Origin of the sequence: Aeromicrobium sp. Leaf291, from assembly GCF_001423365.1 — a bacterium.
GTDB lineage: Bacteria > Actinomycetota > Actinomycetes > Propionibacteriales > Nocardioidaceae > Aeromicrobium.
Window position 1 is genome coordinate 1,522,499 of the sequence record NZ_LMNM01000001.1, and the last position, 25,576, is coordinate 1,548,074.

At 71.6% G+C, this 25,576-nt stretch carries 24 protein-coding genes; 16 read left to right on the plus strand and 8 right to left on the minus strand.

The window, feature by feature from the left end; all coding sequences use genetic code 11:
• The first annotated feature begins 57 nt into the window (after nucleotides 1-57).
• The 3 genes from ASF35_RS07580 (at nucleotide 58) to ASF35_RS07590 (ending at nucleotide 2,080) form a co-directional block, all read left to right on the plus strand.
• Entirely contained in the window at nucleotides 58-534 is a 477-nt protein-coding gene (locus ASF35_RS07580) for an SRPBCC family protein (protein ID WP_055965017.1), read from the plus strand.
• The gene (locus tag ASF35_RS07585; RefSeq protein ID WP_082480686.1) at nucleotides 524-1,018 is read left to right on the plus strand and encodes an SRPBCC family protein; all 495 of its coding nucleotides are present in this window, start codon (nucleotides 524-526) and stop codon (nucleotides 1,016-1,018) included. The genes ASF35_RS07580 and ASF35_RS07585 overlap by 11 nt, the downstream gene beginning before the upstream one ends.
• 174 nt (nucleotides 1,019-1,192) lie before the next feature.
• A complete protein-coding gene (locus ASF35_RS07590; RefSeq protein ID WP_055965020.1) occupies nucleotides 1,193-2,080 on the plus strand; it encodes a TIM barrel protein in 888 nt (295 codons plus the stop codon).
• 728 nt (nucleotides 2,081-2,808) lie between these two features.
• On the opposite strand, the gene ASF35_RS07595 is transcribed toward ASF35_RS07590, so the two are convergent.
• From ASF35_RS07595 to ASF35_RS07620, 6 genes are all read right to left on the minus strand, one after another.
• On the minus strand, nucleotides 2,809-4,302 hold the full coding sequence (locus ASF35_RS07595; protein WP_055965023.1) for a CoA-acylating methylmalonate-semialdehyde dehydrogenase: 1,494 nt from the start codon (nucleotides 4,300-4,302) through the stop codon (nucleotides 2,809-2,811).
• Between the two features lie 87 nt (nucleotides 4,303-4,389).
• Nucleotides 4,390-6,312: a 3D-(3,5/4)-trihydroxycyclohexane-1,2-dione acylhydrolase (decyclizing) gene (gene iolD / locus ASF35_RS07600; RefSeq protein ID WP_055965026.1), complete on the minus strand. Its 1,923-nt coding sequence runs from the start codon at nucleotides 6,310-6,312 to the stop codon at nucleotides 4,390-4,392.
• 1 nt (nucleotide 6,313) lies between these two features.
• Complete coding sequence (iolB, locus tag ASF35_RS07605) at nucleotides 6,314-7,234, minus strand: 5-deoxy-glucuronate isomerase (protein ID WP_055965029.1); 921 nt, start codon at nucleotides 7,232-7,234, stop codon at nucleotides 6,314-6,316.
• Complete coding sequence (locus tag ASF35_RS07610) at nucleotides 7,231-8,136, minus strand: hypothetical protein (protein WP_055966351.1); 906 nt, start codon at nucleotides 8,134-8,136, stop codon at nucleotides 7,231-7,233. The genes iolB and ASF35_RS07610 overlap by 4 nt, the downstream gene beginning before the upstream one ends.
• Before the next feature lie 5 nt (nucleotides 8,137-8,141).
• A complete protein-coding gene (gene iolC / locus ASF35_RS07615; RefSeq protein WP_055965032.1) occupies nucleotides 8,142-9,125 on the minus strand; it encodes a 5-dehydro-2-deoxygluconokinase in 984 nt (327 codons plus the stop codon).
• Nucleotides 9,126-9,249: 124 nt separating this feature from the next.
• Nucleotides 9,250-9,993 carry a GntR family transcriptional regulator gene (locus ASF35_RS07620; RefSeq protein ID WP_235493001.1) on the minus strand — a complete coding sequence of 248 codons (744 nt, stop codon included), beginning with the start codon at nucleotides 9,991-9,993 and terminating at the stop codon, nucleotides 9,250-9,252.
• A 170-nt stretch (nucleotides 9,994-10,163) separates the two neighbouring features.
• On the opposite strand from ASF35_RS07620, the gene ASF35_RS07625 reads away from it, so the two are divergent.
• From ASF35_RS07625 to ASF35_RS07645, 5 genes are all read left to right on the plus strand, one after another.
• The gene (locus ASF35_RS07625) at nucleotides 10,164-11,120 is read left to right on the plus strand and encodes a sugar ABC transporter substrate-binding protein (protein WP_055965040.1); all 957 of its coding nucleotides are present in this window, start codon (nucleotides 10,164-10,166) and stop codon (nucleotides 11,118-11,120) included.
• Nucleotides 11,121-11,207: 87 nt separating this feature from the next.
• The gene (locus ASF35_RS07630) at nucleotides 11,208-12,242 is read left to right on the plus strand and encodes an ABC transporter permease (protein WP_055965043.1); all 1,035 of its coding nucleotides are present in this window, start codon (nucleotides 11,208-11,210) and stop codon (nucleotides 12,240-12,242) included.
• Nucleotides 12,239-13,111 carry an ATP-binding cassette domain-containing protein gene (locus ASF35_RS07635; RefSeq protein WP_055965047.1) on the plus strand — a complete coding sequence of 291 codons (873 nt, stop codon included), beginning with the start codon at nucleotides 12,239-12,241 and terminating at the stop codon, nucleotides 13,109-13,111. The genes ASF35_RS07630 and ASF35_RS07635 overlap by 4 nt, the downstream gene beginning before the upstream one ends.
• Before the next feature lie 138 nt (nucleotides 13,112-13,249).
• A complete protein-coding gene (locus ASF35_RS07640) occupies nucleotides 13,250-14,410 on the plus strand; it encodes a Gfo/Idh/MocA family protein (protein ID WP_235493002.1) in 1,161 nt (386 codons plus the stop codon).
• A complete protein-coding gene (locus ASF35_RS07645) occupies nucleotides 14,407-15,396 on the plus strand; it encodes a Gfo/Idh/MocA family oxidoreductase (protein ID WP_055965051.1) in 990 nt (329 codons plus the stop codon). The genes ASF35_RS07640 and ASF35_RS07645 overlap by 4 nt, the downstream gene beginning before the upstream one ends.
• Before the next feature lie 9 nt (nucleotides 15,397-15,405).
• On the opposite strand, the gene ASF35_RS07650 is transcribed toward ASF35_RS07645, so the two are convergent.
• The gene (locus ASF35_RS07650) at nucleotides 15,406-16,404 is read right to left on the minus strand and encodes a LacI family DNA-binding transcriptional regulator (RefSeq protein WP_055965054.1); all 999 of its coding nucleotides are present in this window, start codon (nucleotides 16,402-16,404) and stop codon (nucleotides 15,406-15,408) included.
• A 187-nt stretch (nucleotides 16,405-16,591) separates the two neighbouring features.
• Here ASF35_RS07650 and ASF35_RS07655 point away from each other — a divergent pair, with 187 nt between their 5' ends.
• Together ASF35_RS07655 and ASF35_RS07660 are read left to right on the plus strand one after the other, a co-directional pair.
• On the plus strand, nucleotides 16,592-17,614 hold the full coding sequence (locus ASF35_RS07655; RefSeq protein WP_055965057.1) for a Gfo/Idh/MocA family oxidoreductase: 1,023 nt from the start codon (nucleotides 16,592-16,594) through the stop codon (nucleotides 17,612-17,614).
• A gap of 1 nt (nucleotide 17,615) precedes the next feature.
• Entirely contained in the window at nucleotides 17,616-18,404 is a 789-nt protein-coding gene (locus ASF35_RS07660) for a TIM barrel protein (protein ID WP_055965060.1), read from the plus strand.
• 36 nt (nucleotides 18,405-18,440) lie between these two features.
• Here ASF35_RS07660 and ASF35_RS07665 read toward each other — a convergent pair whose 3' ends face one another.
• Nucleotides 18,441-19,469, minus strand: a complete 1,029-nt coding sequence (locus ASF35_RS07665; protein ID WP_055965063.1) for a LacI family DNA-binding transcriptional regulator — start codon at nucleotides 19,467-19,469, stop codon at nucleotides 18,441-18,443.
• A gap of 133 nt (nucleotides 19,470-19,602) precedes the next feature.
• Here ASF35_RS07665 and ASF35_RS07670 point away from each other — a divergent pair, with 133 nt between their 5' ends.
• The 6 genes from ASF35_RS07670 (at nucleotide 19,603) to ASF35_RS07695 (ending at nucleotide 25,545) form a co-directional block, all read left to right on the plus strand.
• Nucleotides 19,603-20,808 carry a phytanoyl-CoA dioxygenase family protein gene (locus ASF35_RS07670; RefSeq protein ID WP_055965066.1) on the plus strand — a complete coding sequence of 402 codons (1,206 nt, stop codon included), beginning with the start codon at nucleotides 19,603-19,605 and terminating at the stop codon, nucleotides 20,806-20,808.
• Between the two features lies 1 nt (nucleotide 20,809).
• Nucleotides 20,810-21,583 carry an SDR family oxidoreductase gene (locus tag ASF35_RS07675; protein ID WP_055965069.1) on the plus strand — a complete coding sequence of 258 codons (774 nt, stop codon included), beginning with the start codon at nucleotides 20,810-20,812 and terminating at the stop codon, nucleotides 21,581-21,583.
• A 148-nt stretch (nucleotides 21,584-21,731) separates the two neighbouring features.
• Nucleotides 21,732-22,319, plus strand: coding sequence for an ATP-dependent Clp protease proteolytic subunit (locus ASF35_RS07680; protein WP_055966357.1), 588 nt, complete (start codon nucleotides 21,732-21,734; stop codon nucleotides 22,317-22,319).
• Complete coding sequence (locus ASF35_RS07685; RefSeq protein ID WP_055965072.1) at nucleotides 22,316-22,918, plus strand: ATP-dependent Clp protease proteolytic subunit; 603 nt, start codon at nucleotides 22,316-22,318, stop codon at nucleotides 22,916-22,918. The genes ASF35_RS07680 and ASF35_RS07685 overlap by 4 nt, the downstream gene beginning before the upstream one ends.
• A gap of 139 nt (nucleotides 22,919-23,057) precedes the next feature.
• Nucleotides 23,058-24,329 (plus strand): ATP-dependent Clp protease ATP-binding subunit ClpX, encoded by a 1,272-nt coding sequence (gene clpX / locus ASF35_RS07690; protein ID WP_055965075.1) that lies wholly within the window; start codon nucleotides 23,058-23,060, stop codon nucleotides 24,327-24,329.
• Nucleotides 24,330-24,387: 58 nt separating this feature from the next.
• A complete protein-coding gene (locus tag ASF35_RS07695; RefSeq protein WP_055965079.1) occupies nucleotides 24,388-25,545 on the plus strand; it encodes a trans-acting enoyl reductase family protein in 1,158 nt (385 codons plus the stop codon).
• Nucleotides 25,546-25,576: the final 31 nt, after the last annotated feature.

The following is a 25,576-nucleotide window of genomic DNA, read 5'->3' on the forward strand; positions in this document are numbered from 1 at the left end:
CCTCGTCCCTCTTCGAACGACCCACCCCGCCCCCGCACCACCCTCTGGAGGACCACCGTGCCGAACCGCAGCCTGATCGAGGACTCCGTCGAGATCGACGCGACGCCCGCCGCCGTCTGGGCCGTCGTGTCCGACCTCAAGCGCATGGGGGAGTGGAGCCCGCAGTGCAAGAAGATGATCATCCGCGGAGGCGAGGTCAAGCAGGGCGCCCGCACCATCAACGTCAACCGCCAGGGCTGGAAGGTGTGGCCCACGCGCTCGTACGTGAAGGTCTTCGAGCCCGAGCGTGAGCTGGCGCTCAAGGTCGCCGAGAACGGCACGGTCTGGACGTACCGCCTGGAGGCGCTCGACGGTGGCCGCACCCGGCTGACGGAGTCGCGCACCGCCCCGAACGGTGTCTCGAACCTCTCGAACCTGCTCACCAAGCACGTCCTCGGTGGCACCGACGCGTTCGAGACCGAGCTCGAGCAGGGCATCGCGCACACGCTCCGGCGGATCAAGTCCGAGGTCGAGCGGACCTCCCGTGCCGCCTGAGTTCCCGAGCCAGGGTCTGCCGCCCCTCGAGGCGGAGGTCGTCGTCGCTGCTCCGGTCGAGACGGTGTGGACCCTGCTCTCGGACCTGCGCTCGATGAGCGAGCGCAGTCCCGAGACCGTACGGATGTTCATCGCTGCTGCGCCGAAGGTCGGCTCGCGCGGCCTGAACGTCAACCGCAAGGGTGCCGTCGTCTGGCCCACGACAACCCGCATCACCCGGTGGAAGCCGCCGACCCACGACGGCTCGGCAGCCCTGGCGTTCCACGTGGGCCCGACCGACGTGGAGTGGTCCTACGAGCTGACGCCCGAGGGTTCCGGCACGCGCGTCGTCGAGCGTCGCACGGCCCTGCCGCGCGCAGGCCTGACCGTGCGGCTGGCGGGGAAGTGGTTCATGGGCGGCGCCGAGAACCACGACGTCGACCTGCTCGACGGCATGCACCGCACCCTCGAGGCCCTACGTCGCGACGCGGAGGCGCTGGGCTGATCGAGGCCCGCTGACACCGATCCGCCCGGGTCGGTGTCAGTGGCATGGGCGTGCGAGGAAATCCACGTCAGTATGTCAGGACATGGGCTTGACGTAGGCCTGTGAGCGCGCCCACACTAGGGACGTCCCTCTTTGTCACGACAAATGACGCCCCTGTTGAAAGGACATCGCCCGATGTCGACCACCGCTTCCGTCCGCACGCGTGTCGCGGGCGCTCCCATCTCGTGGGGCGTCTGCGAGGTTCCCGGTTGGGGCCTGCAGCTGCCCGCCGACCGAGTCCTCGGCGAGATGCGCGAGCTGGGCCTGACCGCCACCGAGTTCGGTCCCGACGGCTTCCTGCCGGACGAGCCCGTCGAGAAGGCGGCCTTCCTCGAGCAGTACGGCCTCGCCGCCGTCGGCGGGTTCCTGCCCGTCGTGCTGTTCGACGCCGACCACGACCCGCTGCCCGAGGTCGACCGCTTCATCGACGCCTGTCTCGCGTCCGGTGCGGGCGTCGTGGTGCTGGCCGCGGCCACCGGCCAGGAGGGCTACGACGCACGTCCCGTGCTCGACGACGTGCAGTGGAAGACGCTGAACGCGAACCTCGACCGCATCGCCGACCACGCCGTCTCGCGCGGCGTCGTGGCCGTGATCCACCCGCACATGGGCACCATCGTCGAGAACGCCGCCGACGTGCAGCAGGTCCTCGACGGCTCGCACATCGGCCTGTGCGTCGACACCGGTCACCTGGCCGCCGCCGGCGCCGACCCCGTCGCCATCACCCTCGCCAACCTCGACCGCGTGGGCCACGTCCACCTCAAGGACGTCGATGCCGAGAAGGCCGCCCGCGTCGTGGCCGGCGAGGTCACCTTCTCCGACGCCGTCGCCGACGGCATGTGGCAGGTCCTGGGCCGCGGCTCGGTCGACGTCGCCGCCATGGTGAGCGCCCTCGAGGGTCACGGCTACACCGGTTGGTACGTGCTCGAGCAGGACCTCATGCTCACCGACGGCGAGCCCGAGGGCGAAGGTCCGGTCGCCGACGTGCGCCGCTGCCTCGCCTACGTGGAGGGCCTGCTGGCCTGATCCGCCCCGACCCCCTGACGAACGGGCCCCGCGCAGCTGCGCGGGGCCCGTCCGTCGTGGTGGGACCGCCGCGGCGGAGCCGGGAGACGCAGGATTCTGCCTTCGTGAGTGCGAGCCCGAACGATGCTGCGTTCGAGGCGGGATCCGGACACGAACGCAGCATCCTCGGGCGTTCCCTGGAGGAACGCAGAACCTTGCGTCGCTCGGCCGCACCCGGCGACCTCGGGCGCCCCGAGCGCGCGAGCGGTGGGACGCAGGATTCTGCCTTCGTGGGCGCGAGCCCGAACGATGCTGCGTTCGTGGCTGGATCCGGACACGAACGCAGAATCCTCGAGCCAACCGTGCACGAACGCAGAATCTTGCGTCGCCCGGCCGCACCCGGCGATCTCGGGGTGGCCCGGGCGCGTCCGCTCCGTCGGGGCCCTTTCGGAGACCAGGTCCGACGAGAGCCGCGGCGGCGCAGCACGACCCCGAGCGAGAGCCGCGGCGGCGCAGCACCACCCCAGGCGGGAGCCGCGGCAGCGCAGCACCACCCCGAGCGGAAGCCGGGCCAGCGCGGCGCCACACCGAGGGCGCGAGTCAGCCCACCACCGACGAAGGGCCCCGACCGTGAGGTCGGGGCCCTTCGCCGTGCGGTGGCAGCCGCAGGTCGGTGGAGCGTCAGGCGCGCCGTGTCGCGCGCTGCGTCAGGCGTGCGGTGTCACGCGTTCAGCGTCACGCGTTCAGCGTCACGCGTTCTGGGGGAAGCCCAGGTTGATGCCGCCGTGGCTGGGGTCGAGCCAGCGCGAGGTGACGACCTTGCCGCGGGTGAAGAAGTGCACGCCCTCGGTGCCGTGGGCGTGGGTGTCGCCGAACAGGCTGTTCTTCCAGCCGCCGAAGGAGTAGTACGCCATGGGCACGGGGACCGGCACGTTGATGCCGATCATGCCGACCTCGACCTCGTTCTGGAAGCGCCGGGCGGCGCCGCCGTCGTTGGTGAAGATCGCGGTCCCGTTGCCGTAGGGGTTGCTGTTGATGAGCTCCAGGGCCTCCTCGTAGGAGTCGACGCGCAGCACCGAGAGCACGGGGCCGAAGATCTCCTCGGTGTAGATGCTCATGTCGCGGCTCACGTGGTCGAACAGGGTGGGGCCCACGAAGAAGCCCTCACCGGCGGCGTCGACCTCGGGGTTGCGGCCGTCGACCACCAGCGTCGCGCCGGCGGCCTCGCCCGCGTCGACGAACCCGGCAACGCGGTCGCGTGACTGCGACGTGACGAGCGGGCCCATGTCGCAGCCGCGGGTGCCGTCACCGGTGCGCAGCGCCTCGGCGCGCTCCTTGACCTTCGCCACGAACGTGTCGGCGACGTCCCCGACCACCACGGCGGCGGAGATCGCCATGCAGCGCTCGCCCGCGGAGCCGAAGCCGGCGTTGATGGCCTGGTCGGCGGCGAGGTCGAGGTCGGCGTCGGGCAGCACGATCATGTGGTTCTTCGCGCCGCCCAGGGCCTGGACCCGCTTGCCGTGCGCGGTGCCGGTCTCGTAGACGTACTGCGCGATGGGGGTGGAGCCGACGAACGAGACGCTCTTGATGTCGGGGCTGGTGAGCAGCCCGTCGACGGCGACCTTGTCGCCGTGCAGCACGTTGAACACGCCGTCGGGCAGACCGGCCTCCTTCCACAGCTCCGCCATCCAGACCGCGGCCGTCGGGACCTTCTCCGACGGCTTCAGCACGACGGTGTTGCCGGCGGCGATCGCGACGGGGAAGAACCACATCGGCACCATCGCCGGGAAGTTGAAGGGACTGATGATCGCGACCGGGCCAAGGGGCTGACGCACCGAGTGCACGTCGACGTTGGTGGACGCGTTCTCGGTGAAGCCGCCCTTGAGCAGGTGCGGCATGCCGCACGCGAACTCCACGACCTCCTGGCCGCGGGCCACCTCGCCGGCGGCGTCGGAGAGCACCTTGCCGTGCTCGGAGGTGATGATCGCGGCCAGCTCGTCGGCGCGGGCGTTCAGCAGCTCGCGGAACGCGAACATGACCTGGGTGCGGCGGGCCAGCGACGTGTCGCGCCAGGCCGGGAACGCTGCCTTCGCGGCGGCGACGGCTGCGGCGACGTCGTCCTCGGACGCGAACGACACGCTCGACGTGACCTCGCCCGTGGCGGGGTTGGTGACGTCGCCGAAGCGTCCGCTCGTGCCCTCGACGGGGGCGCCGTTGATCCAGTGGGTGACGGTGGTGGCCATGGTGGCTCTTCTCCTCGGTGGTGCAGGTGCTGGTGGGGTGGGGCGGTCGCCTCCGGCGGGGGTGCCGGGCTGTGGGCGGCGTCGTGCCTAGGCGCCCGGCGTGGGCGGCGGGGTGAGGTGCAGGTGCTGGTCGGCCTTGGCGGACCGGTAGGTCTCGTAGGCCTGCTGGGTGGACTCGAGGGTGGAGGTCTCGCTGACCGGGACGTCCCACCAGGACTCGCTGCTCGGTGCAGGGACGAGCGGGTCGGTCTCGACGTGGATGACGGTGCTCGTCGGCGACTCCTTGGCCGCGGTGACGGCCTTGCCGAACGCCCCGGCCGAGTCCACGCGCACGACCTCGACGCCGAGGCTCTCGGCGTTCGCCGCGAGGTCGACGGGGAGCTTCTCCCCGTCGAGCCGGCCGGATCCCTCGGCGCGGTAGCGGTAGCGGGTGCCGAAGCGCTGCGAGCCGAGGCTCTCCGACAGCGAGCCGATCGAGGCGTAGCCGTGGTTCTGCACGAGCACGACGATGATCTTCACGCCCTCCTGCACCGCGGTCACGAGCTCGGTGGCCATCATCAGGTACGAGCCGTCGCCGACCATGACGAAGACGTCGCGATCTCCACGCTCGGCCATCGCGGCACCGATCCCGCCGGCCACCTCGTAGCCCATGCAGGAGTAGCCGTACTCCACGTGGTAGCCCTTGCTGTCGCGCGTGCGCCACAGCTTGTGCAGGTCGCCGGGCATCGAGCCGGCGGCGCAGAGCACCACGTCGCGCGGGTCGGACAGCTCGTTCACCAGGCCGAGCACCTCGCCCTGCGTGGGCAGGCCGCCCGCACCGCGGTCGGGCGTCTCGGGCACGTAGGTTGCCTCGACGGTGGCGTCCCAGTCGGCCGCGAGGCGCTGGTACTCCTCGACGTAGGCGTCGTCGACGCGGTGGCCGTCGAGCGCCACGCGCAGGGCGTCGAGCGTCTCGCGGGCGTCGGCCGTGATCGCGAGGCCGGACTGCTTCACCGAGTCGATCGCCGCGACGTTCACGTTCACGAAGCGCACGCCCTCGGCCTGGAACGCCGTGCGGCTGGCGGTGGTGAAGTCGGAGTAGCGGGTGCCGACGCCGATGACCAGGTCGGCGTCGCGGGCGATCGCGTTCGCGGCCGTCGTGCCGGTGGAGCCGATGGCACCCAGGCACTGCGGGTGGTCGTACACGAGGGTGCCCTTGCCGGCCTGGCTCTGGCCGACGGGGATCCCGGTGGCCTCGCTGAAGGCCGCCAGCGCCTCGGTGGCCTGGCTGTAGTGCACGCCACCGCCGGCGACGAGCACCGGACGCCGTGCCGAGCGGATCGCCTCGGCGGCGACGTCGACCAGCGAGCGCTCGGGCACCGGGCGAGCCACGTGCCACACGCGCTTCTCGAACAGCTCGACCGGCCAGTCGTGGGCCTGTGCCTGCACGTCCTGCGGGAAGCAGATCGTGACGGCTCCGGTCTCGGCCGGGTCGGTGAGCACCCGCATGGCCGCCAGCAGCGCCGACGGCAGCTGCTCGGGGCGCCACACACGGTCGAAGTAGCGCGACACGGCGCGGAAGGTGTCGTTGACGGTGACGTCGCCGGACTGGGGGAGCTCGAGCTCCTGCAGCAGGGGCGAGGCGCTGCGGTCGGCGAACGTGTCGGCGGGGAGCAGCAGCACGGGGAGCCGGTTGATCGTCGCCAGCGCGGCGCCGGTGACCATGTTCGTCGCGCCCGGCCCGACGCTCGTCGTCACGGCCCAGGTCTGCAGCCGGTCCTTCTGCCGGGCGTACGCCACGGCCGAGTGCACCATGGCCTGCTCGTTGCGGCCGAGCACGTAGGGGAGCAGGTCGGGGTCCTCGAGCTCGGCCTGGAGCAGTGCCTGACCGAGGCCGGCCACGTTCCCGTGGCCGAAGATGCCGAACGCCCCGGCGAACAGCTTGTGCTCCACGCCGTCGCGCTCGGAGTACTGCGCGCCCAGGAACGCGATGGTGGCCTGCGCGACGGTGAGCCGTCGGGTCTGCGTCATGTCAGTCGCCTTCGGTGAGTCGGGGGTCGATCTCCTGGTGCTCCCAGGTGGACCTGACCCAGGTCTGGTCGGGGTGGTCGCTGATGAGCCACGCACGCTCGGCGCCCGGTCCGGCCATGACGTTCAGGTAGTACATGTCGTGGCCGGGGGCCGCGGTGCACGGTCCGTGCCACCCGTGGGGGACGAGCACGGTGTCGCGGTCGCGCACCTCGTGCAGCACGTCGATCTCGCCCGCGGGCGTCGAGCTGGTGCGGTGGAAGCCGAGACCGGGCTGGCCCTGCGGCCCGTCCTGCACCTCGAAGTAGTAGATCTCCTCGAGGGCGGACTCGTGCTCGGACTCCTCGTCGTGCTTGTGCGCCGGGTAGCTGGACCAGTTGCCGCCCGGGGTGATGACCTCGCAGGCGATGATCGACCCGGCGGCGAGGACGCCCACGGTGCCGAAGTTCCGCACCTGGCGGCTGCTCTGCCCGGCCCCGCGCAGCTCGACGGGGACCTCGGCCGCCGGCAGGTGCCGGGCGGGCAGGACCACGTCGGTCGTGGCACCGCAGACCGCGAAGCGACCACCGTCGGCCGACGTCAGCGAGACGGCGGCGTCGAGCGGTGCGTAGACCACGTCGGTGGGTCCGGCGAACACGTCGGAGCGCCCGGTGAGGGTGAAGGTCTCCCCGTCGGCGGTGCTGCCGACGGTCACCTCGGTGCCGCCGGACAGCGGCACGACCAGCAGCTCCTGGCCGGGTGCGGCCACGGTGCGGCTCTCGCCGGCGGCCAGCGTCACGGTCCACAGGCTGGTGTGCGACCAGCCCTCCCGCTCGCCCGCGACGACGGCGAGGTCGAAGCCGTCGCCGGCGCCCTCGCCGGCGGGTACGACCCAGTCGGTCGCCGCCCGCGGCCCGGCACCCCCGCCGGTGTCCGAGGTGGTCACCGGACGAGTCCCACGGCCGTGTCGACGGCGCCGGCGACGTCGTCGTCGTGGGGGAAGAGCATGGTGCGGCCGACCATCAGGCCACGGACCCCGGGCTGGGCCAGGGCCTGCTCCCAGCTGCGGTAGACCGTCTCGGGGTGGCCGGTCGGGTCGCCGCCCAGCAGCAGCGTGGGCAGCGTCGTGGACCGCATGACGCGCTCCATCTCCTCCACCACGGGCAGCTTGAGCCACGTGAAGGCGCTCGCGGCACCGAGCCCCTGGGCGATGGCCACGGACTTGATGACGGCGTCGGGGGAGAGGTCGTTCACGACCTTGCCGTCGCGCCGGCTCGACATGAACGGCTCGACCATGGCCACGACCTCGGCGCGGTTGAGCTCGGTGATGGCGGCCGCCTGGGTCTCCAGCGTGCGCAGGGTGCCCGGGTCGTCCAGGTCGATGCGGGTCAGCATCTTGGCGCCCTCGAACCCGGCGTCGATCGTGCCCCGCACGTCGTAGCCCGTCATGCGGTCGTCCATCTCGTAGGACGAGCCGGCGAGGCCCCCACGGTTCATGGAGGTGAAGACCACCTTGTCCTCGAGCGCGCCGAGCAGCAGCAGGTCCTCGAGCACGTCGGCCGTCGCGAGCACGCCGTCGACGCCGGGACGGCCGAGCGCGGTGACCAGACGGGCGAGCACCTCGTGACGGTCGGCCATCGCCGTCGGGTTGCCCGTCGCGGCGAGGGCACCGCGGGCGGGGTGGTCGCACGCGACGATCATCAGGCGTCCGTCGGCCGGCAGCAGCGGCCGACGACGGCGCGAGCTCAGCAGCTTCGTGACGCGTTGGGGATCGTGCGCCCGGACCTCGCGCAGCGCGGCGATGTCGGCGACGAAGGGGGTCGTCGGGTCCTGGGGGGTGGGGGACATGCGGGTCACGACTCCTGCGGGAAGCGCTCTCGGACGAGCTCGTCGATCTCGTCCTGGGTGGGCATGGCGGTCGAGCACTCGAGGCGCGACGCGACGATCGCGCCGGCGGCGTTGGCGTTGCGCAGCAGCTGCTCCAGCGGGAGGCCCGCCAGCAGGCCGTGCACGAGGGAGCCGCCGAAGCTGTCGCCGGCGCCGAGGCCGTTGACCGGCTCGATGAGGATCGGCGGGGACTCGACCCGCTCGTGGCGGGTCTTGGCGAGCACGCCCTTCGGGCCCTGCTTGACCACGGCGAGCTCCACGCCCGCGTCGAGCAGGGCGTCGGCGGCGCGGTCGGGATCGGTCTCGCCGACGGCGACCTCGCACTCCTCGCGGTTGCCGACCGCGACGCTCACGTGGGGCAGCATCTTCTGCACCTGGACCGTGGCGTCCGCGGGGTCGGACCAGAACATGGGGCGGTAGTCGAGGTCGAGCACCGTGTGGTGCCGCCGCCCGGAGCCCGCCGACCGTGCCGAGGAGCGGGCCTCGAGCATCGCGAGCTGCGTCGAGCGGCTCGGCTCCTCGCTCATCCCGCTCGTGGTCACCCAGAGCAGGTCCACCTCGCGCACGAGGTCGAGGTCGACCTGGTCGACGGTCAGGTTCATGTCCGGGGCGCTGGGCTTGCGGTAGAAGTACAACGGGAAGTCGTCGGGCGGGAAGATCTCGCAGAACGTCACGGGCGTGGCCAGCTCGGGCACGACCACGACGTGCGAGTCGTCGACGCCCAGGTCGTGGAACGCCCGCCGGACGAACCGTCCGAAGGGGTCGTCGCCGACACCGGTGAGCGCAGCCACCCGGTGACCCAGCCGCGCCGCGGCGACCGCGACGTTGGCCGTGGTCCCGCCGAGGAACTTGCCGAAGCTCTCGACGTCCTCGAGACCCACGCCGATCTGCAGCGGGTAGACGTCGACGCCTGCCCTGCCGTAGGTCAGGACCTCGGGGATGGTGCTCATGGCGGCCTCTCTGCCGGGCGGGGTGCGACGTGGACGACGTTACGTTCGTCACGGCGACCATGTCAACTGTTTGTCATGACAAACAAATGTCAGGACATGTATCGCGCTGCGAGCGCGTCGGAGATCAGCGGTCGACCAGCGTCATCTCGAAGGAGTAGCGGTCCGGCCGGTACAGGTGGGTGCCGAACTCCACCGCGTTGCCGGCGTCGTCGTAGGAGGTGCGCTGCATCGTGAGAAGGGGGGCCGAGCGCCGCTCCTCGAGCAGGCGACACTCCCGAGCATCGCCCTTGCGCGCGCCGATGCGCTGCTTGGCCACGCGCATGAGCACGCCGGCGTTGCGCAGGGACTCGTACAACCCCTCCCGCTCGAGGTCGACGGTGTCGAGGTCGAGCACCTCGACCGGCAGGTAGTTGTGCATGAGCGCGAGCGGGGCGGACCCGACGAACCGGACCCTCTCGAGCGACCAGATCTCGGCGCCGACGTCCACCCGCAGCTCGTTGGCGAGCTCCTCGGTGGCCGGGATGCGCTCGTAGGACTCGACCTTGGTGTGGGGCTCCTGGCCGGCCGCCCGCAGGTCGTCGTGCAGGCTCGTCAGCTCGACGGAGCGGCTGATCTTGCCGTGCACGACCTGGGTGCCGACGCCGCGCTTGCGCACCAGCATGCCCTTGTCCACGAGCACCTGGATCGCCTGGCGCACGGTGGGCCGCGAGAGGCCGAGGTGGCCGGCGAGGCTGATCTCGTCGCTGATCCTGGCGCCGGCACCCAGGTGGCCGTCCAGGATGGCGCGCTCGAGCTGCGCGGCCACCTGGAAGTACAGGGGAACCGGGCTGGAGCGGTCGAGCTGGATGTGCTGGGCTGTGTCCGACACGTCAAAGTCCTTCCTTTGTGAGGCCATGCAACACGGCGTGAAACGTTTCGTCAATATGTCTTGACAATGAACCCGTCCCTGCTGTGAAGTGGGGCACACTGTGACGCGTCGCACCAGACGAGGTCACGGAGGGCCTGACCCGCAGGCCCCGAGAACAGGAGAACCCCCGCATGAAGAAGCTCAAGCTCGCCGGCGCGGTCATCGTCGCCGGCGCCCTCCTGGCGGCGTGCAGCGGCACCGGCCAGGAGGACGACACGGCCGAGTCCAAGGACCTCACGTACGCGGTCATCACGCACTCGAGCCCCGGTGACGCGTTCTGGGACCGGGTGAAGAGCGGTGCCGAGCAGGCCGGCAAGGACTACGGCGTCGAGATCAACTACAGCAACGACCCCGACCCGGCCAAGCAGTCGCAGCTGATCGACGGCGCGGTCGCCGACAAGGTCGACGGCATCGTGGTCTCCATGGCCAACCCGGACGGTCTCGAGAGCAGCATCAAGAAGGCCGTCGCCGCGGGGGTCCCGGTCGTCTCGATCAACTCCGGCATCGACCGCTGGCAGGAGTTCGGCGCCATCACCCACATCGGCCAGTCCGAGTCCATCGCCGGCGAGGCCGTCGGCGAGCGTCTCAAGAGCGAGGGCCTGAAGAAGGGCATCTGCGTCGTGCAGGAGGCCGGCAACGTCGGTCTGGAGGAGCGCTGCAAGGCTGCGGCCGGCACGTTCGGCGGCGACATGGAGAACCTCCAGGTCGACGGCACCGACGACAACGCGGTCACCTCGACCATCACCTCCAAGCTGCAGGCCGACTCCGACATCGACGTCGTCCTGACGCTCGGTGGCCAGTACGCGATCGACGCCGTCTCGGCCGTCGACGCGGCCGGCAGCGACGCCACCGTCGCGACGTTCGACCTCTCGGCCGACGTGGTGAAGAACATCGAGGACGGCAAGATCCTGTTCGCCGTCGACCAGCAGCCCTACGTCCAGGGCTTCCTGGGTGTCACGACGCTCTACCTCAAGAGCATCAACGGCAACGACGTCGGCGGCGGCCAGCCGATCAACTCCGGCCCCGCCTTCGTCACGAAGGACAACGCGGCCGACGTCGCGAAGTTCGCCGAGGACGGCACGCGCTGACGCAGCGGTCACGGGCGGGGGCCCGAGAGGACGCACCGACGTCGTCCGGGCCCCCGCCGCCCACCCTCCACGAAAGGCATCCACACCATGACGACAGCCTCCGTCGCCGATGAACGCGTCGCGAAGACGTCGACGCTGACCAAGCTCCTCAAGCGACCCGAGATCGGCGCGCTGGTCGCCGTCATCGTCATCTTCAGCTTCTTCGCGCTGACCACCAGCGCCTTCGCCACCTCCAGCGGAGCCAGCACCTGGCTGCGCTCGGCCTCCACGATCGGCATCATGGCCGTCGCCGTGGCCCTGCTCATGATCGGCGGGGAGTTCGACCTCTCGGCCGGCGCGATGACCGGGTTCACCGGGCTCGCGGTCGGCATCCTCTGCACGGAGTACGGCCTCAACATCTGGGCCGCGATCGTCGTCTCGCTGGCCCTCGCGCTGGCGGTCGGCTTCTTCAACGGCGTGATCGTCATGCGGACGGGACTGCCGAGCTTCATCGTCACGCTCGGCACGTTCTTCGTCCTCCAGGGCATCAACCTCGCCCTCACGAAGGCCCTCACGGGTCAGGTGGCGATCCAGGGCATGGCGCAGGTGCCGTTCTACGACCAGCCGAAGGCGATCTTCGGCTCGTCGGTCGACATCGCGGGCGGTGCGGTCTTCGCGTCCGTCTGGTGGTGGCTGGCCATCACCGCCGTGGCCACCTGGGTCCTGCTGCGCACGCGCGTCGGCAACTGGATCTTCGCGGTCGGAGGCGCCCAGGTCTCCGCACGCCAGGTCGGTGTGCCGGTCTTCAAGACCAAGGTCGGGCTCTTCATGACCACGGCCGGTGCCGGCTGGCTCGTCGGCATGCTGCTGCTGTTCACGACGTCGACCGTGCAGTCCAACACGGGTGTCGGCCAGGAGTTCATCTACATCATCTGTGCCGTCGTCGGCGGGTGCTTGCTCACGGGCGGCTACGGCTCGGCGATCGGCGCTGCCTTCGGCGCGCTGATCTACGGCATGGCGAACCAGGGCATCGTCTACTCGGGCTGGGACAACAACTGGCTCCGGGCGTTCCTCGGCATCATGCTGCTGGGAGCGGTCCTCCTCAACGAATGGGTACGCAAGCGAGCGGAGCTGTCCCGATGAGCAAGAAGTCCACGGAGTCCACCGTCACGACCACCGAGCCGCCGGCGCGCGGCACGACGATCGTCGAGGTCCAGGACATCGGCAAGCGCTACGGCAACATCATCGCGCTGTCCGACGTCTCCACCACGGTCAAGGCCGGCGAGGTCACCTGCGTGCTGGGTGACAACGGCGCGGGCAAGTCGACGTTCATCAAGATCCTGGCCGGTGCGCACCAGCACACCGACGGGACGCTGGTCGTCGACGGCGAGTCCACGTCGTTCGCGAACCCGCGGCAGGCGCTCGACGCCGGCATCGCGACGGTCTACCAGGACCTCGCCGTCGTGCCGCTCATGCCGGTGTGGCGCAACTTCTTCCTCGGCAGCGAGGTCCGCAAGGGCGTCGCACCGTTCAAGAAGCTCGACGTCGAGTTCATGAAGAGCACCACGCGCGACGAGCTCGCGGCGATGGGCATCGACCTGCGCGACGTGGAGCAGCCGATCGGCACGCTCTCCGGTGGAGAGCGCCAGTGCGTGGCCATCGCCCGCGCGGTGTACTTCGGCGCCCGGGTCCTGATCCTCGACGAGCCGACGGCCGCCCTGGGCGTCAAGCAGTCCGGTGTGGTGCTGAAGTACATCGCCAAGGCCCGCGAACGTGGTCTGGGGGTCGTGTTCATCACCCACAACCCGCACCACGCCTACCCGGTCGGCGACCGCTTCATGCTGCTGCGTCGCGGCAAGAGCATGGGTGACTACGCCAAGTCCGAGATCACGCTCGACGAGCTGACCTCGATGATGGCCGGTGGCGCCGAGCTGGAGTCCCTGGCGCACGAGCTGGCCCGCACGATGGGCGACGACAGCGAGATCGCGCAGGAGATGGCCGCCGAGGCCTGACCCTCGACCGCGCGGTCGGCCGGGAGCCAGGGGGACCCGGCCGACCGTGTCGCGCTGTCCGCGCCCGGCGCGCCCCATGCCGGGCGCCACCCGGCACCCACGAACGATCGCCGTCGCGACGGCGGAGAGGCAGGACCCGTGAGCACACCCGAGCTGCGCGTCGGCGTCGTCGGCTTCGGCTGGATGGGCCAGGTGCACGCCCGAGCCCTGACGCGGCTCGTCCAGCACTACCCCGACACGGCGCTGCGCCCCCGCCTCGTGGCGGTGGCCGACAACGCCCCCGACGACCGGACGGCGCGAGCCGCCGCCGCGTACGGGTTCGAGCACCTGCTCTCGGACTGGCGCGAGCTGGTCGAGCACCCGGAGGTCGACCTCGTCTGCGTGACCGGTCCCAACTTCATCCACCGCGACGTCGCGGTCGCCGCGGCGCAGGCGGGCAAGCACCTCTGGGTCGAGAAGCCCGCCGGCCGCGACGCCGGGGAGACCGCCGAGATCGTGGCTGCGGTCGAGGCTGCCGGCGTGCAGGCCGCCGCGGGGTTCAACTACCGCAACGTTCCGGCCGTGGAACGGGCCCGGCGCATCGTCGCGTCGGGGGCCATCGGCCAGATCGAGCACTCCACCGTCCGGTTCCTCGCCGACTACTCCGCCGATCCCGACGCGGCACTGTCCTGGCGCTTCCGGACCGAGTTCTCCGGCTCGGGCGTGCTGGGCGACCTCGTGAGCCACGCGACAGACCTGCTCGGGTACGTGGTGGCGCCGGTCGCCGAGCTGGTCGTGGACCGTGCGACCTTCATCGCGCAGCGTCGCGAGGCCGTGCCGGGTGCGATGCACTACGAGAAGGGTGCCGGCGCGCTGGGCGACGTCGAGAACGAGGACTACGTGAGCGCCCTGCTGCGCCTCGCCGACGGCTCACGAGCCGTGCTGGAGTCGAGTCGCGTGGCCGTGGGGGAGCAGAACACCTACGGCTTCGAGGTCCACGGCACCCGCGGGGCCGTCGCGTGGGACTTCCGTCGCATGAACGAGCTGCGCGTCGCGTCGGCGCGCGACGACGCCTTCACCGACACGTTCTACGCCACCGAGTACGCCGGCCCGGGCGACGGGGAGATCGGTGCCTTCCAGCCCGGCACGAACAACCCGGTCGGCTTCGACGACCTGAAGGTGGTGGAGGCCCGACGTCTCGTCGAGTCGATCGCCACCGGCACGCCCGTCGGCGCGACCATCCACGACGCGCTCGTCGCGGCACGGGTGCTCGACGCCATGATCCTGTCCTCCGACGAACGAAAGTGGGTCTCCCTGTGAGCAAGCGACTGAAGGTCGGCGTCGTGGGCGCCGGTGCGATGGGGGCGGCGCACGTGCGCACGCTCGCGACGAGCGTCCCCGGCGCCGAGGTGACCCGGGTCTTCGACATGGACACCGCCCGCGCCCAGGCCGTCGCGGCCGAGGTGGGCGGTGAGGCCGCGGCCTCGCCCGAGGCGCTGGTCGCCGACGTCGACGCGTTCGTGATCGCGTCGCCCGACTTCACCCACGCCGACCTGGCGATCGCGGGCATCGAGGCCGGCAAGCACGTCCTGTGCGAGAAGCCGCTCGCGGTCACCGCCGACGACGCGCGACGCGTCGTGGACGCCGAGGTCGCGGCGGGTCGCCGGTTCGTGCAGGTCGGCTTCAACCGGCGCTTCGACCCGGGCTTCGTGAGCCTCAAGGGTTCGGTCGCCGACGGGTCGCTCGGCCAGGTGAAGCTCGTGCACGGGATCCACCGCAACGCCACGAACGCGACGAGCACCGACTCGTCCACGCTGGTGACCGGCTCGATGATCCACGAGTTCGACACCTTCCGGTGGTTGCTCGACGACGAGATCGCGGCCATCCGCGTCGAGTCGCCGATCGCCGAGGGCTTCAAGGACCCGCAGGTCGCCACCATCTGGATGGCGGCCGGCCAGATGATGACGGCCGAGGTCTACTGCAACGCCGCCTACGGGTACGACGTGCGTGTCGAGGTGGTCGGCGACGGCGGGTCGGCGATGCTCGAGCCCCGGCCCCCCGTGGTGCGCCGCGTCGCGGGGCAGAGCAGCACCGCGATCGGGAGCGACTTCGTGGAGCACTTCATCGAGTCCTACCGGCTCGAGCTCTCCGCCTGGGTCGACGCGTCGCTGCGCGGCGAGGTCGTGGGCGCATCGGCGTGGGACGGCTTCGCGGCCAACCTGGTCGCGGCCTCCGGCGTCGCGGCCCTGGACTCGGGCGCACGCGAGCCCGTCGTCGTCCCAGAGCGCCCGGCTCTCTACGCCTGACGGGGTCGGTCAGGCGGGGTCGGCCAGGCGGGGGGCGGGCCCGCTGGTGCTGCGGACCACGAGTCGTGGCGTGAGCACGACCTCGGTCGGGTTCCGTCCCGCGAGCAGGTCGAGCGCTCCGGACACGGCTCGCTCCGCCATCTCGAGGGCGCTCTGCGCCACCGTCGTCATCCGGTCCTGCCGGGCGACGGCGAGCCGGGAGTCGTCGTAGCCCACGACCGACACGTCGGCCGGGACGTCGACGTGGGCTCGCAGCAGGACGTCGAGCACGCCGGAGGCGCAGTGGTCGTTGAAGGCGACCACGGCCGTCGGCGTCGGGCGCTGGTCGAGCAGGCGTCGCGCCGCCTCGACGCCCGCCTGCTCGGTGGGTCCGCCGGGGACGACCCACGGCTCCATGCCGCGACGTACGGCCGCTGCGTGGAAGCCCCGGCGGCGGTCCTCGGCGCCGGGCGCGGACCCGCCGTCGACGTGCACCACCCGCACGTGGCCGAGGTCGGCCAGGTGGTCGACCGCGAGTCCGACGCCGGCCTCGTCGTCACCCCGCACCGAGGCCACGCCGTCGGCGTCGCTCCGGCGGGCCACGACGAGCGTCGGGACCCGCGTGCCGAGCGAGCCGAGGGCGTCGGGGGAGAGGTCGGGACCGAGCAGCACCAGGGCGTCGCACCGTTCCCGCATGAGGGCCTGGATCGCCGCGTCCTCGTCGCGCGAGGGCGCCACGGCGCTGATCGCGACGTCGTAGCCCTGCGCGGCGGCCGCTTCGTAGAGGTGCTCGACGAGGTCGCCGTGGAAGGGCTGGTGCAGGTCGAACGTGACGCCCAGCAGCCGCGTGTCCGTGCGCCGCAGCTGGCGGGCGCGCTGGTCGGGCACGTAGCCGAGACGCTCGGCGACGCCGCGGACCCGCTCCCGGGTCGCCGCGCTCGCCCCGGGGGCGTCGCGCATCACGATCGACACGAGGGCGACCGAGACCCCGGCCTCGCGGGCCACGTCGGCGAGCGTCGTGCGGGTCACGCGTCCTCCTGGGGGCTCGTCGACGGCGGGGCTCGGACGAGGGGCTTTGACGATGGGGCGTCCGCATCATATCCTCGGTCTGCATCGTTCTACTAGAACGTTCTAGTTCAGGTCACGTGCGGCCGTCCGACGCGCCAGCCCACGTCGTCCCCGCCCCCGCCCACCTCACCCCGCACTCGGAGGAACCATGTCCGCTCCCGTCCGCATCGGCCTGATCGGTGCCGGCCGCATCGGCGCCTCCCACGCCGCCGTCGTCGCCCGACGCGTCCACGGGGCTTCCCTCGTGGCCGTCGCCGATCCCCGTCCCGGCGCCGCGGCCGAGGTGGCCGGGCCGCTCGACGCGCGCACCGAGACGTCGGTCGAGGCCGTCCTGCGGGCCGACGACGTCGACGCCGTGGTCGTGGCCGCGTCGTCGGTCGCCCACCGCGACCTCGTGGTGGCCGCGGCCGAGGCCGGCAAGCACGTGTTCTGCGAGAAGCCGGCCGGCATGTCGCTCGCGGAGATCGACGACGTGCGCACGGCGACGGCGAAGGCCGGGGTCGCGTTCCAGGTCGGCTTCAACCGGCGGTTCGCCCGCGAGTTCGCGGCGGCCCACGAGGCGATCGTGGCCGGGCGTCTGGGGGACGTCCGCCAGCTCCGCTCGCTCACCCGCGACCCGGGCCGGGGTCCCTCCGACCCCGACGGCGTGCCGCCGTGGACGATCTTCACGCAGACCCTGATCCACGACTTCGACACGCTGAACTGGCTGAACCCGGGCGCTCACGCCGTCGACGTCGTCGCCACCGCCGGCTCGCTCACGGCGCCGGGCCACCCCACGTTGCTGGACCACGCCACCGTCGTCGTGACCTACTCCAACGGCGCGATCGCCACGGCCGAGGCGAGCTTCGCCGCGACCTACGGCTACGACGTGCGCGCCGAGGTGCTGGGCTCCGAGGCGATGGTGACGATGGGTGAGGGCGCCCAGTCGTCGCTGCGCCTGCACGACGGGTCCGGCCGCCTGGCCACGACCGCCCACAGCGACACGGAGCTGCTCCTGGACGCGTACACCGGCGAGCTCGAGGAGCTCGTCGCCGCCGTGCGGGAGGGCCGTGCTCCCTCGGTCGGCGCGGACGACGCCTTCGCCGCGTTCGCGATCGCCCAGGCCTGCATCGACTCGTTCACCACCGGCGGCCGTGCGGCCGTCGCCACCGCCGTGCCGCAGGAGGCCTGAGATGAGGTTCACCCTCGCGATCTGCTCCGAGATGGTCTACACCGAGCTGCCGCACCTGGAGCGCGTGGAGCGCATCCACGAGCGCGGGTTCGCCGCCGAGATCTGGGACTGGACGGCCAAGGACGCCGACGCCCTCGTCGCGACCGGCGCCCGGTTCACGTCGATGACCGGCTACGTGACCGGCGACCTCGTCACCGAGAACGGGGCCGACGACCTCCTCCGGACGGCGGAGGAGTCCATCGGTTTCGCCCGGCGGATCAGCTGCCCGTCGCTGAACATCCACGGCACGGGCCTGGGGGAGGGCGGCATCCCGGTCCGGCCGGTCGAGGTCGTCACCGGCGACATGTGGCTCGCGGCGGTGAGGACGCTCTCGCGGGTGGCCGAGCTCGCCGAGCAGCACGACGTCACCTACGTGATCGAGAACCTCAACCTCGAGGTCGACCACCCCGGCACGCCGTTCGCGCGGGCCGCCGACACGCTGGCCCTGGTGAAGGCGGTCGGCAGTCCGCACCTGCGGATGAACCTCGACCTCTACCACGCCCAGATCGGCGAGGGGAACCTCGTGGAGCTCGTGCGTCGGGCCGCCCCGTACCTCGGCGAGGTGCAGGTGGCCGACGTGCCGGGCCGCTGCGAGCCCGGCACGGGCGAGGTCCGCTGGTCCTTCGTGGCCCAGGCCCTCGCCGACGCCGGCTACGACGGCGTGGTGGCCATGGAGGCGTGGGCGAGCGACCCCTCGGTCGACGGCAGCGACCGCGCCCTCGACGCGTTCCGCGAGGCCTTCACGGTCTGACGCCTCGGCCGTCCCCTGCCCTCCCGGGCGCCAGGCTCACCGCCCGAACGCGCGGGGCAGGTTGAACGGCGTCACGACCTGGACCTGGGACGGTACCGACGTCGGGGGCCCGGGGACGGCTCCGTGGTGACGGAGCAGGAGGCGGCAGGCGTGCCGCGCGTCGGCACGCAGGTCGTGGTGGAGCGCGAAGTGCACGCGCCGGGTGCGCAGCAGCTCGGAGTTGTCGGCGTCGAGGTCGTGCGCGACGAAGACCTGCGGCGCCCGCCCCACCTCGGCGAACGCCGCCAGCGTGGCGCGGTTGCCACCACCGACGGAGTACACGGCGTCGACGTCGGGGTGCTCCGTGAGCGTGGCGCCGACGGCCGTGCCGGTGGAGGGGTCCAGGCCGCCGGTGTCGCTGACCCGCAGCACCCGGCGGCCGGGAGCGAGCTCGGCGAGGGCCTCGGTGAAGGACTCCACGCGCTGCCCCTCGCCGCGGAAGTCGCTGGCGCTGAGCGTCACGAGGACCGCGCCGGCACCGGGTGCGGACCGGGCGACCAGGTAGGCCGCGGTGCGTCCGGCTGCCGCGTTGTCGATCCCGACGTACGCGAGGCGCCTGCTGCCGGTCAGGTCGGTCACCAGGGTCACCACGGGGATCCCGGACTCGGCGAGCGCCCCGACCTCCGCGGCCACGTCGGGGTGGTCGGGCGCCTTGAGCAGCACGCCATGCGAGCGTCGGCGACCGATCGCGCGCAGCGTCTCGACCATGGTGGCCACGTCGGCCTCCTCGCCCAGGTGGAAGCGCGCACGGACCGCCGCCGGGCGCAGGGCGGGCAGCTCGGCCTCGAGCGCGGTCCGCACGGCGGCGCTGAACCGCGTGGGTGCCTGCATCACGAGGTCCAGCAGGAAGGTCCGGCCGACGAGGCGCAGCTGGGTGGCCTGGCGGTCCAGCTCCTCGATCGCCCGCTCGACCTCCGCCACCGTCGCGGCGCGGACGCCGGGGCGTCGGTGCAGGACGCGGTCGACCGTGGCCTCGCTGAGGCCGCTCTGCTGCGCGATCTCGCGCACCTTGTGGCGGTGGGGCACGGCTCCTCCGGGCGGGTCGATCGGATCGTGCTGAGGGTTTCTTGAGGGACTCTAGGCCCCCGCGCGGACGCGTACCAGGACTAGCGTCGGACACGTCGAGACCTGCCGACCACCCCGCACCCAGGAGTCCGCCATGACCGCCACGCACCCCGCCCCGCCCGGCCGCCGAGCCCGCTTCACGCCCGACGACGTGAGCCTCGACGACTTCGTCGCGCTCGTCACCGCGCCCACCGATCCCCACGCCTACCGCCACGCCGACCGGGTGGAGCAGGGTGTCGTCGTGTACGCCGCCGCCGACCTGCGTGCAGCGGCGTCGACCCCCGACGGCGAGGACGCCGTCCGCGCCGAGATCGTCCACGCACTTGCCGACGGGCCGGGCATCGTCGTGCTCGAGGGGGCCTGGGACGACCTGTCCGTCGTCGACCGGGCCACCGCCGCGTACGAGTCCGTCATCGCGGCGGAGAAGGCGTCGGGCGTGGCCGCCGGCGACCACTTCGCCAAGCCCGGGGCCAACGACCGGATCTGGAACGCGCTGGAGAAGCTCGCCGTGAGCGACCCGGGCACCTTCGTCGACTACTACGCCAACGACCTCCTGGCCCTCGTCTCCACCGCGTGGCTCGGACCGGGCTACCAGGTGACCTCGCAGGTCAACGTCGTCCGCCCCGGCGGCGTGGCACAGGACCCGCACCGCGACTACCACCTGGGGTTCCTCTCCGACGAGCTCACGGCGCGCTACCCCGCGCACGTGCACCTGCTGTCGCCGGTGCTGACGCTGCAGGGCGCCGTCGCCCACGTCGACATGCCCGTCGAGAGCGGCCCCACCCTCTACCTGCCGCACTCCCAGAAGTACGGCCCCGGCTACCTGGCCTACCGACGTCCGGAGTTCCGCGCGTACTTCGAGGAGCACCACGTCCAGCTGCCCCTGGCCAAGGGGGACGCGGTGTTCTTCAACCCGGCGCTGTTCCACGGAGCCGGGACCAACGTGTCCGCGGACGTGCAGCGGGTCGCGAACCTGCTGCAGGTCTCGTCGGCGTTCGGCCGGGCGATGGAGGCTGTCGACCGGGCGAGGGCCGCCACCGCCGTCTACCCGACGCTGCGCGAGCGCCAGGACGCCGGCTGGCCGACCAAGGCGCTGCACCACGTCGTCGCGGCGGTCGCGGAGGGCTACCCGTTCCCCACCAACCTCGACCTCGACCAGCCGGTCGACGGCATGACCCCGCTCGCGCAGACCGAGGTGCTCGAGCAGGCGCTCGCGGCCCGATGGTCCGCCGACCAGGTCGCGACGTCGCTCGGCGCGTACGCCGACCGCCGCAGGACCGCGCCGATCGAGGGTCTCTGACATGGGGCGCCTCGACGACCGGGTGGTCCTCGTCTCCGGTGGCACGCAGGGCGTCGGGCTGGCCATCGCGCGACTCGCCCTGCGCGAGGGCGCGCGGGTGGTCGTGACCGGGCGTCGTCCCGACGTCGGGGCCCGCGCCGCCGAGGAGCTGTCGGCACTCGGTGACGCGCGCTTCGTGGCGTGCGACGTCGCCGACGTCGAGGCCTGCCGCGCGGCGGTGGCCGGGACCGTCGCCCTGCACGGCCGGGTGGACGGTCTCGTGAACGCGGCGGGCTTCACCGAGCGCGGCAGCGTGCTCGACACGACGCCGGAGATGTTCGAGCAGCACGTGGCGGTGAACCTGCGCGGTCCCTTCTTCCTCATGCAGGCCGCGATCGGCGACATGGTCCGACGCGGGCAGCCCGGAGCGGTGGTCAACGTGCTCACCATGAGCGCGCACGGCGGCCAGCCGTACCTGGCGCCCTACGCCGCCACGAAGGCCGGGCTCGCCGGCCTGACCAGGAACGCCGCCCACGCCCACCGCTTCGACCGCGTGCGCGTCAACGGCGTCAACATCGGGTGGACCGACTCCGACGGCGAGGACGCGATCCAGCGCCGGTTCCACGACGCGGGCGACGACTGGCGGGAGCGTGCCGCCGAACGGCTGCCGGCCGGTCGGCTCGCGTCGCCGGAGGACGCGGCCGGCATCGTGGTGCTCCTGCTGAGCGACGAGAGCGGCGTCGTCACGGGCTCGGTCGTGGACTGGGACCAGACCGTGCCCGGCGCCTCGGACTGAGGTCCGGGGCTCCGGATGCGTCACGCTGTCAGCGAACAGGGCGTGTTCACGCGTGTCTCGCGACCGCTCGCCCTCTAGGGTCGACAACGTGAACACACCAGACGCCACCACCCAGGGCCCGACGGGCCAGGCTCAGTCGGTGCAGGGCATGGCCGGCACCGACGTCGGCCCGTCCGACCTCGACGGCCACATCTACCAGCGCCTGCTGCGCGAGCGCATCATCTTCCTCGGTTCGGAGGTGCGCGACCAGAACGCCAACGCGATCTGCGCGCAGATGCTGCTGCTCAACGCCGAGGACCCGGGCGCCGACATCTTCCTCTACATCAACAGCCCGGGCGGCTCGGTCGACTCGGGCATGGCCATCTACGACACGATGCAGTTCATCTCCAACGACGTCGCCACCGTGGCCATGGGCCTCGCCGCGTCGATGGGGCAGTTCCTGCTCGCGGCCGGTGCACCGGGCAAGCGCTACGCGCTCCCGCACGCGCGGATCATGATGCACCAGCCCTCCGGCGGCATCGGCGGCTCGGCCTCGGACATCAAGATCCAGGCCCAGCAGTCGATCCTGCTCAAGAAGCAGCTCAACGAGCTGCAGTCGGTCCACACCGGCCAGACGATCGAGCAGATCGAGGCCGACGCCGACCGCGACCGTTGGTTCACCCCCGACCAGGCCAAGGACTACGGCTTCATCGACCAGGTCATCAAGAGCGCCCAGGAAGTGGGTAAGAAGGCATGAGCTACTACATCCCGCAGTGGGAGGAGCGGACCTCCTACGGGTTCCGCCGCATCGACCCCTACGCCAAGCTCTTCGAGGACCGCATCATCTTCGTGGGCACGCCCATCAGCGACGACGTCGCCAACGCCGTCATGGCGCAGCTGCTCTGCCTGCAGCAGATGGACGCCGACCGCGACATCCAGCTGTACATCAACAGCCCGGGCGGCTCCTTCACGGCCATGACGGCCATCTACGACACGATGCAGTACCTCAAGTCCGACGTGATGACCGTCTGCCTCGGCCAGGCCGCCTCGGCCGCCGCCGTGCTGCTCGCCGCCGGCACCCCCGGCAAGCGCTACGCCCTGCCGAACAGCCGCATCCTCATCCACCAGCCCTACACCGAGGGCACGGGCGGCCAGATCTCCGACCTGGAGATCCAGGCCAACGAGATCCTCCGCATGCGCGAGCTGATGGAGAAGATGATCTCCGACGCCACGGGCAAGACGCCCGAGGAGGTCAGCAAGGACGTCGAGCGCGACAAGATCCTCACGGCCGACCAGGCCAAGGAGTACGGCATCATCGACGGGATCTTCGAGACCCTCAAGGTCCCCGCCGCCTGAGGCTCCGGCCGATGCCGCCACCCGTGGACGACACGCGGCGGCGTCGGCCGAACCCCCGGTGGACGGTCCGCCGGGCTTGTAGTGTGAGGGCGACGACACCAGCTCGTCCCCGACGTCGTGACGGAAGAGGAGTGCACCTGTGGCACGCATCGGTGAGACCGCTGACCTGCTGAAGTGCTCGTTCTGCGGCAAGAGCCAGAAGCAGGTCAAGAAGCTCATCGCCGGACCCGGCGTGTACATCTGCGACGAGTGCATCGACCTCTGCAACGAGATCATCGAGGAGGAGCTGGCCGAGGGTGCCGAGCTGAGCCTCGGTGAGCTGCCGAAGCCCCAGGAGATCTTCGAGTTCCTCAACGGGTACGTCGTGGGCCAGGACAACGCCAAGAAGAACCTCGCGGTGGCGGTGTACAACCACTACAAGCGGGTCCAGGCGCAGGCCGCGACCGGTCGTCCCAAGGACGACGCCGTGGAGCTGGCGAAGTCCAACATCCTCATGGTCGGGCCCACCGGCTGCGGCAAGACCTACCTCGCGCAGACGCTCGCCCGCATGCTGAACGTCCCGTTCGCCATCGCCGACGCCACCGCCCTCACCGAGGCCGGCTACGTGGGTGAGGACGTCGAGAACATCCTGCTCAAGCTCATCCAGGCCGCCGACTACGACGTCAAGAAGGCCGAGACGGGGATCATCTACATCGACGAGGTCGACAAGATCTCGCGCAAGGCCGAGAACCCGTCCATCACGCGCGACGTGTCGGGCGAGGGCGTGCAGCAGGCGCTGCTCAAGATCCTCGAGGGGACCACGGCCTCGGTGCCGCCGCAGGGCGGTCGCAAGCACCCGCACCAGGAGTTCATCCAGATCGACACCACCAACGTGCTGTTCATCGTCGGCGGCGCCTTCGCGGGCCTCGAGGAGATCATCGAGCAGCGCAGCGGCAAGGTCGGGCTGGGCTTCAACGTCGGCGGCATGCCCGAGAAGACGCCGGCCGAGCCGGAGAAGGTCTACTCCCAGGTGCTGCCCGAGGACCTGCTCAAGTTCGGCCTCATCCCCGAGTTCATCGGCCGCCTGCCGGTCATCGCCGCGGTCGACAAGCTCGACAAGCCGGCCCTCGTGTCCATCCTCACCGAGCCGCGCAACGCGCTCACCAAGCAGTTCGTGCGGCTGTTCGAGATCGACGACGTCGAGCTCGAGTTCACCGAGGAGGCCTGCGAGGCCATGGCCGACCTGGCGCTGGCCCGCGACACCGGTGCCCGTGGTCTGCGCTCGATCATCGAGCACGTGCTGCAGCCGGTCATGTACGACATCCCCTCCCGCGACGACGTCGCCAAGGTCGTCGTCACCGGCGCCACGGTGCGCGGCGAGGAGGGCCCCACGGTCCTCAGCCGCGACGAGGTCGCGAAGAAGGCCTCCTGACGGTCCGCTCCTGACCGCTCGCGTACCGCCGGTACGCGACGGTGGCTAGGGTCGGGGCATGACCGTCGACATCACCCTGTTCGGGGCGACCGGGTTCACCGGCACGCTCACCGCCGTCTACCTCGGCACGCACCTGCCCGAGGGTGGGACCTGGGCCGTGGCGGGTCGCAGCGCCGCCAAGCTGCAGGCCGTCGTGGACGAGGTCGAGGCGGCGGGCGGAGTCGCGCCCGACGTGGTCCTGGCCGACGTCTCCGACCCCGCCTCGATGCGGGCGATGGCCGAGGGCACGCGCGTGCTCATCTCGACCGTCGGCCCCTACGTGCAGCACGGCGACCCCGCGGTGAAGGCCGCGGCCGAGGCGGGCATCGCCTACGTCGACCTGACCGGGGAGCCGGAGTTCGTCGACCGCACCTGGCTGGCGCACCACGAGACCGCCGTGAGGACCGGCGCGACGCTCGTGCACGCGTGCGGCTTCGACTCCATCCCGTACGACCTCGGCGTGCTCTTCACGGTCGAGCAGCTTCCCGAGGGCGTCCCCCTCGACGTCAAGGGCTACATCCGGGCCGGCGGCACGGCGTCGGGCGGCACCTACCACTCGGCGCTCGGGGCCTTCGCGCGGATCCGCCAGGCCGGCGCCACCGCCAAGCAGCGCAAGGCCGCGGAGGCCCGGCCCCAGGGCCGGAAGATCCGCGGCGGAGGGAAGATCGGCCGCGGGGCCGACGGCAAGGGCTGGGCCCTGCCGCTGCCCACCATCGACCCGCAGGTCGTGCTGCGCTCGGCGCGAGCCCTGGAGCGCTACGGCCCGGAGTTCTCCTACTCCCACTTCGCCCAGTTCAAGCGGCTGCCGATGCTGGCCGGCACGGTCGCCGGCGCGGGCGTCCTGCTCGCCGGCGCGCAGCTGGCACCCACCCGCAAGGCGCTGCTGAAGCTGCGTGCCCAGGGTGACGGCCCCAGCCCCGAGAAGCGCGCCTCGTCCTGGTTCAAGCTCCGTCTCGTCGGCGAGGGTGGTGGCAAGCGGGTGGTCACGCAGGTCAGCGGCGGCGACCCGGGCTACGACGAGACCGCCAAGATGCTGAGCGAGTCGGCGCTGTGCCTGGCGTTCGACGACGTTCCGAAGGTCGCCGGCCAGACCACGACCGCCGTGGCGATGGGCCGCCCGCTCATCGAGCGCCTCCAGCGCAACGGCATCGCCTTCGAGACGCTCGAGTCGCGCTGACCCACGCCCGCCCCACCCTCACCGGTCACCC